The 12,556-nt window shown below is 34.7% G+C and carries 17 protein-coding genes and 1 pseudogene; 8 read left to right on the top strand and 10 right to left on the bottom strand.

The window, feature by feature from the left end:
- Nucleotides 1-13: 13 nt before the first annotated feature.
- From BIV60_RS12120 to BIV60_RS12110, 3 genes are all read right to left on the bottom strand, one after another.
- Nucleotides 14-277, bottom strand: a complete 264-nt coding sequence (locus BIV60_RS12120; RefSeq protein ID WP_071355993.1) for a hypothetical protein — start codon at nucleotides 275-277, stop codon at nucleotides 14-16.
- The gene (locus BIV60_RS12115; protein WP_071355992.1) at nucleotides 274-546 is read right to left on the bottom strand and encodes a hypothetical protein; all 273 of its coding nucleotides are present in this window, start codon (nucleotides 544-546) and stop codon (nucleotides 274-276) included. Before BIV60_RS12115 ends, BIV60_RS12120 begins: the two co-directional genes overlap by 4 nt.
- Before the next feature lie 536 nt (nucleotides 547-1,082).
- Nucleotides 1,083-1,520, bottom strand: coding sequence for a hypothetical protein (locus tag BIV60_RS12110; RefSeq protein WP_071355991.1), 438 nt, complete (start codon nucleotides 1,518-1,520; stop codon nucleotides 1,083-1,085).
- Nucleotides 1,521-1,711: 191 nt separating this feature from the next.
- On the opposite strand from BIV60_RS12110, the gene BIV60_RS12105 reads away from it, so the two are divergent.
- The 3 genes from BIV60_RS12105 (at nucleotide 1,712) to BIV60_RS12095 (ending at nucleotide 2,717) form a co-directional block, all read left to right on the top strand.
- Nucleotides 1,712-1,933, top strand: a complete 222-nt coding sequence (locus BIV60_RS12105) for a helix-turn-helix transcriptional regulator (RefSeq protein ID WP_071355990.1) — start codon at nucleotides 1,712-1,714, stop codon at nucleotides 1,931-1,933.
- Between the two features lies 1 nt (nucleotide 1,934).
- Nucleotides 1,935-2,129: a hypothetical protein gene (locus tag BIV60_RS12100; RefSeq protein ID WP_071355989.1), complete on the top strand. Its 195-nt coding sequence runs from the start codon at nucleotides 1,935-1,937 to the stop codon at nucleotides 2,127-2,129.
- Between the two features lie 393 nt (nucleotides 2,130-2,522).
- Nucleotides 2,523-2,717 (top strand): IDEAL domain-containing protein, encoded by a 195-nt coding sequence (locus BIV60_RS12095; RefSeq protein ID WP_071355988.1) that lies wholly within the window; start codon nucleotides 2,523-2,525, stop codon nucleotides 2,715-2,717.
- A 479-nt stretch (nucleotides 2,718-3,196) separates the two neighbouring features.
- On the opposite strand, the gene BIV60_RS12085 is transcribed toward BIV60_RS12095, so the two are convergent.
- The 3 genes from BIV60_RS12085 to mobQ form a co-directional block, all read right to left on the bottom strand.
- On the bottom strand, nucleotides 3,197-3,418 hold the full coding sequence (locus BIV60_RS12085; protein ID WP_071355986.1) for a hypothetical protein: 222 nt from the start codon (nucleotides 3,416-3,418) through the stop codon (nucleotides 3,197-3,199).
- 7 nt (nucleotides 3,419-3,425) lie between these two features.
- Nucleotides 3,426-3,722 carry a hypothetical protein gene (locus BIV60_RS12080; protein WP_071355985.1) on the bottom strand — a complete coding sequence of 99 codons (297 nt, stop codon included), beginning with the start codon at nucleotides 3,720-3,722 and terminating at the stop codon, nucleotides 3,426-3,428.
- A gap of 97 nt (nucleotides 3,723-3,819) precedes the next feature.
- A complete protein-coding gene (gene mobQ, locus BIV60_RS12075) occupies nucleotides 3,820-5,838 on the bottom strand; it encodes a MobQ family relaxase (RefSeq protein ID WP_071355984.1) in 2,019 nt (672 codons plus the stop codon).
- 238 nt (nucleotides 5,839-6,076) lie between these two features.
- Between mobQ and BIV60_RS30420 the strand changes: the two genes are divergently transcribed.
- Together BIV60_RS30420 and BIV60_RS12070 are read left to right on the top strand one after the other, a co-directional pair.
- On the top strand, nucleotides 6,077-6,505 hold the full coding sequence (locus BIV60_RS30420; RefSeq protein WP_256218399.1) for a hypothetical protein: 429 nt from the start codon (nucleotides 6,077-6,079) through the stop codon (nucleotides 6,503-6,505).
- Nucleotides 6,444-7,100, top strand: a complete 657-nt coding sequence (locus tag BIV60_RS12070; RefSeq protein ID WP_256218398.1) for a hypothetical protein — start codon at nucleotides 6,444-6,446, stop codon at nucleotides 7,098-7,100. Before BIV60_RS30420 ends, BIV60_RS12070 begins: the two co-directional genes overlap by 62 nt.
- Before the next feature lie 481 nt (nucleotides 7,101-7,581).
- On the opposite strand, the gene BIV60_RS12065 is transcribed toward BIV60_RS12070, so the two are convergent.
- The 4 genes from BIV60_RS12065 to BIV60_RS12055 form a co-directional block, all read right to left on the bottom strand.
- Complete coding sequence (locus BIV60_RS12065) at nucleotides 7,582-8,100, bottom strand: hypothetical protein (RefSeq protein ID WP_071355982.1); 519 nt, start codon at nucleotides 8,098-8,100, stop codon at nucleotides 7,582-7,584.
- Nucleotides 8,101-8,111: 11 nt separating this feature from the next.
- Nucleotides 8,112-9,233: a ParM/StbA family protein gene (locus tag BIV60_RS12060; protein WP_071355981.1), complete on the bottom strand. Its 1,122-nt coding sequence runs from the start codon at nucleotides 9,231-9,233 to the stop codon at nucleotides 8,112-8,114.
- 335 nt (nucleotides 9,234-9,568) lie between these two features.
- On the bottom strand, nucleotides 9,569-9,721 hold the full coding sequence (locus tag BIV60_RS29650) for a hypothetical protein (protein ID WP_177177286.1): 153 nt from the start codon (nucleotides 9,719-9,721) through the stop codon (nucleotides 9,569-9,571).
- A gap of 74 nt (nucleotides 9,722-9,795) precedes the next feature.
- Nucleotides 9,796-10,431: a hypothetical protein gene (locus BIV60_RS12055; protein WP_071355980.1), complete on the bottom strand. Its 636-nt coding sequence runs from the start codon at nucleotides 10,429-10,431 to the stop codon at nucleotides 9,796-9,798.
- Between the two features lie 528 nt (nucleotides 10,432-10,959).
- Between BIV60_RS12055 and BIV60_RS30945 the strand changes: the two are divergent.
- From BIV60_RS30945 to BIV60_RS12045, 3 genes and pseudogenes are all read left to right on the top strand, one after another.
- Nucleotides 10,960-11,094: pseudogene (locus BIV60_RS30945) on the top strand (DUF5839 family protein); the annotation flags it as partial.
- 32 nt (nucleotides 11,095-11,126) lie between these two features.
- Nucleotides 11,127-11,291 carry a hypothetical protein gene (locus BIV60_RS29645; RefSeq protein WP_177177285.1) on the top strand — a complete coding sequence of 55 codons (165 nt, stop codon included), beginning with the start codon at nucleotides 11,127-11,129 and terminating at the stop codon, nucleotides 11,289-11,291.
- Nucleotides 11,292-11,347: 56 nt separating this feature from the next.
- The gene (locus BIV60_RS12045; RefSeq protein ID WP_177177284.1) at nucleotides 11,348-11,755 is read left to right on the top strand and encodes a GNAT family N-acetyltransferase; all 408 of its coding nucleotides are present in this window, start codon (nucleotides 11,348-11,350) and stop codon (nucleotides 11,753-11,755) included.
- Nucleotides 11,756-12,556: the final 801 nt, after the last annotated feature.

Genomic DNA, 12,556 nt, shown 5'->3' with positions numbered 1-12,556 from the left:
TTTTAGTTACTAGTTAGGAAGCTCTTATATCCACATGGCGCTTACATTTGGTACACTGGAATAGGTTTGGCTGTATCTCTTTGTGCCTTTTCAACTTTCTACAAGTCTGACAAGACAATGTTACTAATCGACCAGATGGTCCATTTACAACCATGTTTAATTCTGGGGCATTTTCTTCAACAGCTAACTTCATATTTTCATCTTCCCTACTACCAGTAAATAAAGCATAGACGAAAATCACAGTCATACCACCTGTAATGAAGCTAACCCAACTCACAAGTCTTCCCTCCCGCTCAGAACATAATTAAGCTCTCCTTTATTATTAATGACTACAACTTTATAAGCTGATTGAATGCAATATTCTTTTTGTAACTCTGCAACCATTTGTGCATTGTTCAAGCTTTTTTCAATTATAAGTCCAGCTAAAGTTGTATGACCCATTCCACAAGCAGTAGCAAGCTTACGTAATTTGGAGTCATTTCTGTTTGAAAGTGAAATGCCCACTCGATTTATTTTTTTATTGCCTAATCCTTTCTCTTCTATCATCTTTTCGGATCTCCTTTCAAAATGTAATGACAATTACCAATGTCAACTTTGTTACACTGTTACACTTGCAGCCGGTAGGAGGGATGTTTTGGACATATACTTAATCAGACTGTTAATCCTTATAATCGTTAAATAAGTATTTTGAAGCAAAGCTGAGGGCTTCTTGTGATACTTCATGGATTATTGTTTCTCTTCTCCCCCCGGTATCGTCCAATATTTTTGTATAACATGTACATTTGTTTTCCAATCTTCGATAAGACATTTGCTGATTATTTATCGACTTTTGAAAGACTACTAGGAACTACCACGGTATTTTTGTTACATAAAATTGATAATAGATTCATATTTTTGCTACGTCTAGACTTCCTGAGACGCTAAATTTTATCTAGACGTAGCAGAGACGTATTCCATTTTTTTAAATATGCCATGAAAAAAATATGGCAGATTCGGTGCCCAATAATCAGAGAAAATTACTAAATGTAAATTTTCTTTGTTCGATGATGTAATTCCCGTAGATTTCAGGGACCTTTTTTACTTTAAGTGAGCGTAATCTTAATTCCTCCTGTGAAGACTTTTCGTTCGGTAAGAACCTCACCAACTTGTTTCCCTCCCTCTTGAATACACCGATTTTCGATGTTGATGGCTCTGGTTCCTAATGATGATTCAGGAGCTGCAATAACATTATTAATTTTTCTTCTTGAGTCGTTAATATTTTCATTACCTCCCTCCCCTACTGATCGTGGGGCGCTTTCCATCCATAAATGGTGGTCATTAAGGCTCCAGTTGGGTGAGGAGGCGGGTACGTCTCGCCTTCTTTTATATTGTTCTAGGAGCCTTTTAAACTCATCTGAATGGGCAGCAACAAATAATGCGAGCCTTAGAATCTGGTTCCGGTCTAATCTGGTAGCTCGGAATGTCTCATTGATGTAATTTTTGAACTCATCACAATATCTAACTGTTGGTCTGTATGCCATGATTCCCTCCCCTTTCTCCTATATAGGTACGTCTTGATGACGTAGTTAATTAAATATATTTGTCCTAATATTCATTAATGACAATTTTCTGTCATTCCAGAAAATTTAAATGTTAAAATTCTAAATGTTTAAAAAATTGTATTCTTGTCCATTCTGTTACTACCAAGAAAAGTACAAAGGTGGGCAGAACAATGTTTGGATTTAACAGAGGCTCAAAACTACGCAGATTTTTAAAAAAACACGAAATAACTCAAGAGGAATTGGCTGAAGCAGCCGGTGTATCTCGTTCAACAATATCAAGGTTGTCTCAAGGTGATGCTTTTCAGCCTACAGTAAAGAATGGAAATAAAATAATAAATGCCCTTAAAAAATACGATAAAAAAATTGATTTTAATGACTTCTGGAGCATGTAATATGGATAAAAATCTTGCTAAAGCATTTAAGGGACCATTACCGGATGATATTAAAGAAATGACTAAGGAAAATCCGCAACGAGCTGCCCTCTTCCTTGATCATATGGCTGTAATGACATATAAGATTAATCATACCCTCAAGGAAAATGGTTTGATTATGGAAGAATACATACAAAATCGTAGGAAAAACGGATAATATAGGGGTACGGAAACGATTCCGGATTTAAGGGGCAACTATAGGAGTAAATACCATTTAAACAATTTTGATAAATTATTTGGTAAGCTTTAAAGCCTTGAAAATAAATAAATCTCTATAAAGTACACCTTATTGAGAAAAAATACACTGAACGGTAAAAATCAATCAGCCCATATATAATTATCTTATTTCAGGAAAGCGCCCTATTATGGAATAAATGACTGGTGTTTTAAATAACTTTATAGTAATGAAACATCTTTATTTTCATTCAATAGATAATCCTTTATCAAAAAAAGTGAAATTATTCCTGTACAGTCTCAAGTTTTGACTCATTTTTTGAATATTTGTATAAATGGTTGGTATAATAGAAAAAAGGTCAGGAGTTGATTTTTTATGGAAAAGAATTTACTTAATTCACCACAACCTGTATTAAATGTCATAGATTCTCTATTTGCTGAAATGGTGTTAGACAAGGCTCTACTTGATTTCCAAAAAAAGAAAATTCAACAGAAAATTGACCAATCCTTACGAGACAAAAACAAAAAAGAATTTCTACGATTAACAGAAGAGTTAAAGAACATTTCTTAATTGTTGTATGTAAAGTAGCCCTTAACATAAAGAAGAAGAAAAAACCATCTCTACTTTGAGATGGTTTTTGTATTATATGAATCTAAGAGTCTTTGGAATAACAGAAAATTATTCCATTATCGATTCTCTAAAGTACGCCGATTCATCACCTGTGCTAAAATATTTGCAATCAGTTTTGCGTTCTCAAAAAGGATTTGATTTTTGGTGTATGGGTCAATGTATTGTCCTAATCCAGGACTGAGATTAACTTCAAACTCCCCAGTTTCTAAGATTTGACCTTGCATGATGGTGTTTTTATTATACGATTTGTAGTGTTCTAATACTTTACAAGTAGAAGCGACAAGCGGTCTCAGCATTTTTTCTAAGTCTGAGTATATATCTCTTGCGATTCCCTCATTGAGAATAAAGTTAATTCCATTGTTATCTACGTCTAAATAAAAAGATCAATGTACAGCTCCCTAGTTGTTTGTTTATTTCATTTAAGCTTCCATTAACATAAATTTTTCTACGAATAGAACTACCTCATGTGTATCAACCTTATTGATTTTTGCTTCCGTTGCTGTGATATATTTTTTTAATTCTTTTCTTTTTTTAATGTCCTTAAGTGATATTTCACCATTTAATAATTCAATAGCGATATTTTTAACTTCCTCATTATCCGATTGGTATAAAAGATAAGCTAAACAGCAGATTTTGTCCATTTTCGCCCTACTCCTTTACAATCATATGTTCATGATTAATTCGATAAGTTATATCCAGTTCCCTGCATATAAAGTAAGTTTTAAGACGCTCAATTTTTGATGACATATCTGAAAAAGTTTTTGTTAAATCTGCTATGCCTCCTGCAATAGCACCTATATCAGTTGACGTAGCTGCTACAATATCTGTTACAGGGCTTATGTCAGCTTCTGTATTTGCTACATCATCTAACATAGCAGTGAAGACAATTGCTATAGCACCTTGAATTCCTTCGGAATGGAAAACTTTCATATGGCTCAATTTCAATGAATTTACCCTTATCTTTATAAGGGAACGGTTTAGCGTATTTTCGTCCTTGGTCGGATTTTTCGGCTAAGCAAACTCGATACATAATACCACTCCTTTATAGGTCTAATCCAAAGTTTCGTTTACGCTTCATGCTGCGTTGTCGCTCTTGAGTACGGCGATCTGCCTCACGCTGCGCCTGTTCCACAGCCCATAGGATTTCGCCTAATACGTCACCAGCAACAGTCGGAGAAGCAGATTCATAGTTTGGCTGATAAGTAATCTTCGGCTGTTCCTGCTGCATGAAATCATCTTCTTGATACTTGCATTCTTGATAGAAGAGGTCTTTAAATGTGCTGTCTTCGATATCAATGTTGTATGTTGCAAACATTTTTTCTTTTTGCTGTACTTCATAAGCCTTTAGAAGCGGAAGGTTTTCTTTTGCCTCTTCTGTTTGCTGCGGCTCAAATTCACGAATTAGCTTTTTCACTTCACGTAATTCTTGTAATGTTTCATGAATTTCACGGCGTTCTTCTCGTTTAAAGAGTGGCATGTTCGGTATATTTGCAAATTCATCCAGTCTCAAAGTGCGGCCGTAATATTGATTCATATCTAACATTTGTTTTGCTTGTTCCGCTGGAACATGCTCTGCTCCTGACCATTCTGGATACGTGACAATCAGTTGAGCAACAAGACGTTCTTCTAAGACTTTAAATGCCTTCTCCAACACTGCTTTTTTTGCTTTATAAGCATCTTCTTGCGCAAACACATCTTTAAATTCTTTCTCATATTGGTTTTGATATGCTTCCTTATCCAGTGCTACTTCATAGCCTTTTATAAGTTCCAACTGCTTACTCTCAATAGCCCGATTCCAGTTATCGAGTTTTGCTAATTCTGTTTTTACTTTTTCATATGTGAGATCCTTTGTATATCGTTTTGCTTGATCTAATGCTTTTTCATCTTGATAATATTCAATTATGTTTGGAAGATGAGAAGGTTCGACTAAGCCAAATTTACGAGTGTATTCATGAATTCTTGCTAATTCTGAACGAGAGAAAGAAGATAAATCATCTTGTGTAAAATACTTTGGTAGCTCACGAATTGCTTCGTTTTCAAATGCTTTGAGAGCATTTTCCATAACCTTCCGTTGTCCTTCAATGGTTTGCAATTTCTTTTGAAGTTCTTCGGAATGTGGCTCTTTTTGTAATTGAGATTGGACTTTTCTTTCCCAATTATTGAGTTGGTCTAAACGCTTTTCGCAAGAGGAATAATCCGCATATTGACGAAGAAGCTTTGCCGCATTTTTGATTGCAATTTTATCTTGAACAGATGAATCATCAAACTCTTTTTGTTGTTTTCGCTCTTCCTCAATTTTTCTCTTTTCTTCGTGGAAAGAAAGAACCTCTACATTATGCTTTTTAATCTCACGATTTAAATCTCCTGTCGGAGTTGTAATTCCTTGTTTCTCTAAGTCATTTTGTTTATATCCAAGATGTTGAGTAGGAATCAATTTTATCGTTCCATCTTCTAATCGCAGGTGTGTAATTCTCTCTTCGAATCCTGCTCGTTCTAATGCTTCATTGGCATACTTTGCCCACATCTCACGAGCGTGTAAAATCGTGTTTTTCTCTGCAACAAATCCAGTTCCGCCTTTTGTATTTCGAAACTCTGGATTCCACTCTCTCGCCTTTTTACCAAATCCATTTTCATCAATATGTCTCATGGTTAGCATGATGTGACAATGAGGATTATTAAGATCGTCACGATGAATAGCAACATCTGCAATCATCCCATGATCTACGAAGTTTTCATTTACAAATGTCCGTACTAATTCTTCTTGTTGTGAAAAGGACAATTCACGTGGTAACGCAATATCCATTTCACGTGCGAGTTGCGAATCTTTTCGACGTTCTACTTTCTCGACTTCATTCCAAAGTTTCTGACGGTCATATACCCACTCTGGGACATCGGGGGGAGCCAAAATAAAATCAACAGGTTTGATTTCACGAGCGTAGAATTTCTTCTCTCCTGTTGTTTCATCTATCAGTTCTTCACTAGAACGATAAGCAGCGGCCGCAACTGCATTTTGCCCTTTTGAACGGCTAAATACTTGCGTATGGTAATGATAGATGGCCATTTTAGGATTCCCTCCTTTCCTTTTAACCCCTTTGGGGCAACACCGCAGCCTAGCGAGGACTTGTTTTTTGTGTCGAAGACCGCACACATTGAGAATCAATGTATAAGTGCGCACTATTCACTTCGTTCGTGTGAAAATTATACCATTTTCTTGCTTTTCTTTCCAGTTTTATTTATAATATTCTTAATATTAGTTCACTTTTATTCTGCGAATAAAATAGAAAGGAGAAGACAAAATCATGGCACGAAAAACGATGGAAGAACGCTTGGAAGAACTACAAAAGCGAAAAGAACAAATAGCAAAACAAGAAAAATCCTTACAGGCAAAGATTCGTAGTCAGGAACGGAAAGAGAGAACAAGACGTTTAATTGAAGTCGGGGCTATTTTTGAGAAATATTTTGAAATTGAAGGGGCAGAAGAAGCCGAGCAAGTTGCAATTCAATTTGGTGAAATGATTAAGCAGAAAAAAATTATTCGTGAGGATTATGTTTTACTAGGTAAACGCGAAAAACACTCTGATGTATCTTCTGAGAAGGAGGTGGAGAAAGTTGCGACACAACAGTACGGGAATTTCCGAACAAATCAAGAAGAATGTGGAAACATTCATGGAAGTGATGATTTCACGAATGCTTCAAAAACGGAATTTGCAACCAGTACAAAAGGTTGAATCGGCTGTCTCTAAAAAATTTAAATTGAATGAGGAAAATTCTAAACAGCTAGTAGCAGAAATTTTGAATAAGATGCAGCAAGAAAAAAAGCTAGATGTATTTCATGAAGGACAATATAAGTTTCCTATCCGTGAAAAGCAACTACTCTTAGAGGATGGAAGGCAGATTGAAACAATAACAGTTGTTTTACCAGAAACAAAAATTGCTCCTTATGGTTTATATCCGGTTCCTTTAGAAGAGGAACGTTTGCCAATCTTGGTTTCGGATGAGTGCGTTGTAATGAAAGAGAATTTGCAAGATACCGATTTTAATAAACAATACCACTGTGTTCATGAAAAGGTGTATTTTAATGTGTATGAGTCACAAGAACGCGAAATCTTTTTTATTGGCCATGAAGTATACGATGTAACAGAAGATTCAAAAGGTATTGTACCTATCATTATCGAAAAACTAGGTGGAGAATTTCCTACAAAAGAAGAAGCATTTGAAGTTATGGATCGGTTTATAAATCAAGAAATGGGAGTAGAACTTGAAAAAGATTTGGAGAACATTATCGATGTAGAAACTGTTGAAATTGAGGTTCTTGAATTATAAAAAAAGCATGAGCAATTAGTCGTTAAAGAAAAAACCATTTCATACATATAGAAAATGGTTTTTGTCATTATACACTTCTTCGAGGCTATGCTCCACGCAAGGTTTGGGTAGTATTTTTTTGTCCTTCGGAACGCTAACGCTCAAAAAAATCTCCACCCTTTCCCCCTTGCATTCCGCATTTTTGCAGGCTTACGTTTATGTCGCCGAACGACCAATATACTGATGAGGAACAGATTTACGGCTCGTTCGCTGACAGCAAGTATAGCCTGCAAAACCGCTAATCCTTCCGTTCCAAGTGTTCTTTTATGCTTAGTTTAGTGACGCTAGGAAGGGGCTCGCCCCTCTTGGCTCTTGCCAATTCACCCCAGCCTCCCTTCCCTCAACCTGATGAGGACAAAAGACCTTTAGAACTTCATGGTGTCTCTATTGCCTTCAAGACAACTTTAGCTCAGTATAGAGTCTGATTTAAAACAACGAATGTTCAATCATCATCATCGTCAAATAAGAATTTTGACGCAAAGCTAAGGGCTTCTTGTGATACTTCTTGATTTACTGTTTCTTTTACTTCTGAACTTTCTTCCAATTTTATTTCTGATTTCTCTTCTGTTATAGGTTGTTGCCCAACTTTATTAGTAACAACAGGGGCCGTATTTATTGGAGCACTCCCAAAATAAATAGGTGCACGTTCTAAAGCAGGAGTAATCGTCTTGGTTAATAAAAAATAAGCTAAACTAGACATCATATCCTGAAATTCTTTGCTTTCGAGTGTTTTCCGTTGCTCTTCTGTTAAAAAAGGTATTGGTAAGTGTAAATAATGTTTATCATTTGTTTGTTTTCCTTCTGAAAACATATTGTGCCAACGGTCAATGATTTTAGAAGTAAATTCTCTTCCGTGCTTTTCTTTTAGTTCATTTAACGTATCCAGCACAATATCTGGTGTGGTGTTTGGAAAGCGGATCGTGAATAAAGACCCTCCTTCATATTTGGATGCTTTTTTCATAAAAATCACCTTTAGACAGATACAATTTCTAGATTCTTATGTTTTACATAGAGTTGTAGTGCTTTCCAGTACGCACGGGAGATCATCCATACCGATTCATCTGTTTGTATAAATTCCAAAGGATAATTAATTTCTTTATTCATTTCTAGAATATATTCTTTCAGAAGCGCAGAACCACCGCCAACGAAAAACACCTTTTCGAGCTCGGGAGCGGCTTCCCACGTATTTTCAATATGTTTGAATTGTACTTTGGCAGCTTTTTCTAAGATAGGCGTGATTTCTTTTTCAGCAGAAACTTTTCGCCCTTTCACTAATACCATTTTGTCATTTTTGATTACATCTAAAACATGCTGCAAGCTTGGCAATTTCACTTTATGTTGCTTATCAATCGCTTCTAGAATTTCTTGTAGATATTTTAATGTGCCCTCATCGATTCCCTGACTCGCTTTGTTATGAATTTCTCCGTCAGCTTTAAATACGGCTGTGTCAGTTGAGACGCCACCAATGTCATTAATCATGATGCATTTGTTTTTTAAATATCCATTCCGAATTTGTAAGGCATCATCTGTTGTTAAGTCTAAAAATGCAGCATAGCCTTCTGAGTTAACTAAAACATCTGAAAATGTAATTCTTACTGATTTCCCTTGTAATCTAGGAGTCTGTAAGAATGTCACTACATGCTCTTTGTCCATTAAGCGTTGTTTAAGCACTTTTTTCTTTTTGTCCTTCACTTCATCAAGAGGTAACCCTGTGCTTAGAAGAAAATTTGCTTCACATACACCATTTATGGAAGGAAAATGTTTTACAGCGTCGATTGCGAGTGCTGTTAATAGAACGACAAGAGATTGATCACTCTCTGCTTTAATAGAGCGAATTCCCATACGATCATTATGATCGTAACCTGTTGCCAGATTACCAACGGCAAAAATCCCTGTTTCATTTGATAAAGATGGTGAAGAAATTTTTACATGTAAGCCGTTCAATGTATCTTTCTCTAATTCTATAATTTTACGATCTTCTTCTTCTTTGGCAACTACATTAGGTATGTATAATTTTTCAGCAACTCCACCGAAAATCCCTTTCAATGCATCATTACCAATGTCAACACTAGCAAAACGAGTGGTTATTTTCATCAATATCCCTCCAAAAGTAACATTTACCATTTGATATCATTGTATAACATAACGTATAACAATTCAACATTCATATTAAAAAAGGTTTTACAAATGTATAACTTAAGTGATAATAATTTTTGATTTATATGATATTAATCTGTTATATATTTTGTTTAACTTTAAATAAAAAACCTTTTAGTTTTTATTATTTATTAAGATATTTTTTAGTTAATTTAGAATATGTTAAACACAATTGGATGGAAAGTATAACAAAAATCTCCCATAAGCTTACCTAAAAAAGGCCATAGAGGACTTATAAAAGCCCTCTATGGCCTTTCATTACTTCTAAGGCATTAATATGATGATGCCATATCAGAAATAATTTTTGTTAAATCTACTATACTTCCTGTGACAGATATTATAGCAGCTATATCTGCTGACGTAGCTGATACAATATCTGTCACAGAGCTTATGTCAGCTTCTGTATCTGCTACATCATCTGACATAGAAGAAAAAAATCACCATTATTCAGCATTCACCATGTTTTAAATTGTTTCTAAGATTTCAGCAGCTGTCATTTTCATTTTCCAAACAACTTCCTGAAAAATCCTTTCTTTTCCTTTGAAACTGCAAACTCCGATGTCATTTCATTTAACATATTGGTAGTTCCTCGAATTGATTCCAGAATATCATCATTCTTGCTGATGTTCGATTCAATTCTGTTCATCGTTTCAATAAGCTCATTATTTTGTTTAGAAAGTTCACTGATTTTAGATTCATAGGATTTGGCTTGTTCAATGTTTTGACCTTCAAGGCGTTCAATTTTTGATGACATGTCAGAAATAACTTTTGTTAAATCTGCTATACTTCCTGCAATATCAGCTATATCTGCTGACGTAGCTGATACAATATCTGTTACAGGGCTTATGTCAGCTTCTATATCTGCTACATCATCTAGCATAGCAGTGAAAACAATTGCTATAGCATCTTCTATCTTCAAATCATCGCCTTGTTCTTCTTTCATTTCGATGGCTTTTTTGAAGGCATCTATTTCTTTAGATGAAAACATCAACTTGCTCCGTTTTCCCAACCGCTTGAATCTGTACCCCGTACTTTCAGCTGCAGCCGAATATTTTCGTATTGTAGACGGCTTCATATCCCAAACATCAGCTAATTGTACTGAATCAATTAAAATATCTGATACATCATCTACCATAGCAGCTACAACTCCTTCTATATCTACTGTTATAGTAATTATAACATTAGCCCTGCTCTGATCACTATGATGTTTTAGCTTGCATTTGCTTTTTCTCCTAAAAAATGAGGGGAAACCTCTTACAAAAGCAAGAATGCCCCGTATGGCGTACGGTAAGCGGACCGTAGGAAATGCACAACACATTAAGGAGTTGACAGACTCTAGGCTACACCAAGACCCTCTTGAAAGAACAACATATACTGGAGAGTCCACAAATGAAACTCTTAAAAAATAAATAAAAGATTTTCATGAAAAAAAGCTAATTAATCCTATGGTTTTTTTCACGATGAGAATTGAATAATTATATGAATGAGAAATTGTTCGGAGGGAAGATCTTTGAAAATAATACGATAGCTGCTTTTCATATTTTGAGTAACAAGGACATAAAATTGCAAACTTCAAAAATGTACTATTGGTAAATACCAAAATTTTCGAGAAATGAGCCAATTCAACAAGGAGATATTGTTTTAGTTTAATACTGCAAATGGTTTAACATTCGTGTTAGTGATGCAGGTATGTCGAGAAGAATTTAAGGAAACACAAAAGCACTATAAAAGAGGGGGGAAGGTGTTAGAAAGAGCACCACAGAAGGAATCAGTTAATTTTATTTTATTTGTGCCTTAAAGGTAACGGAATTAAGCCATTGACAGTGCTCTGTGACAGATATTGTAGCAGCTACGTCAGCTGATATAGCTGATATAGCTGCTATTGCAGGAGGCATAGCAGATTTAATAAATCTCAGAGGCATATATAGAAGAGATTTAGAGGGAATTTTTCGTATCAAGGAAAAACTTATTAGTTATGTTATTGAAGGAGTGTAGTGTTAATCCTTTCTCAGATTTAATTTGCAAGTGATACAAAATTAGGAGGTATTTATGTGATAAAAAAGATAGATTATACGGCAGAGGCACCTGGAAATTTTGAAGAATTATTAAATTTATATGAATCGTTAGGATGGAATTCACTTAAATTAACCGTTAATGATTTAGAACGAATGTGTAAACAGAGCTGGTATGCAGTATATGCTTTTGATGAAAAACAATTAGTGGGAATGGGACGTGTTATTTCTGATGGCGTCATTACGGCGATTATATGCGGAGTATGTGAACTGCCTAGTTATCAGTCCCAAGGAATTGGTAAAGAAATATTGAACCGAATAATCAATCATTGTGAGCAAAATAAAGTAATTCCTCAACTTATGTGTGTAGAAAGTTTGGAATCCTATTATAAAGATTTAGGTTTTAAGAAATTTTTCGTTGGAATGACAAAAAATATATATCGGTAATATTCTTTTGTTATCTATATTTGCTAAGTAACTTAATTTTAGAAACGTGATTTTGAGGCAATGCACTTAAACTAAAGGAGTGCTTTAATGAGCTAACAATAACAATTGAAGATCCCAAAATATGCAAGTTTTTATGCATTCCTTGTATATTTTAGGCTCTTTTTATATTCAAAAAACATAATGCCAGTTAAACAGCATTTTTTGCCAAATACAATGATAACCTTGTAGGGCGAAGACAGATTGGCTTTCTGACTTGGCAATCATGTCTGTAGGGGCTCAGTGTTAAGTTGCCAATATAATTATTGATCCTGCAAACTATGTTTTTCATAGCTATATATTGTGGACGGAGTAACATGAAAAAAGTCGATTATTTATGTCCAAATTGGACGCTAAAACACCCCAATTTGGACAACTCAAATGTCAGTGCTACTTTTTGGACAAATTAGCTTGGTAGTAACAATGTATATTTAAGTTAGCTTTTTCCTTAATAAAGATTAATTTAAATAAATCACATTTTGGGGACTTTAAACCTTAAAAAGCAAACAAATTTGGGGTAATTACTTTTACTTATTCGAGATTTTAAATTTAAATTTCATTATAAGTGGAAATTGGAATTATTCAGCAATTTACTTCCATTTGAATTCTATTAAATAACAACAATGTAATTTTTAGTTCTGTTTGTTTCTTGTTTAACATATATTATTATTTAATCTTGTTTATTTCTTGTTTATACTTGTTTACAGGTTTCTGTAAGCCTTGATGGACAAGGGGTTGCTAAGATATACCTATACACTTTTGGGG

This window comes from Bacillus sp. MUM 116 (genome assembly GCF_001866655.1).
GTDB lineage: Bacteria > Bacillota > Bacilli > Bacillales > Cytobacillaceae > Neobacillus.
Note: the sequence above shows the minus strand (reverse complement) of the source record. Positions and strands in the feature narration are given on the sequence as shown.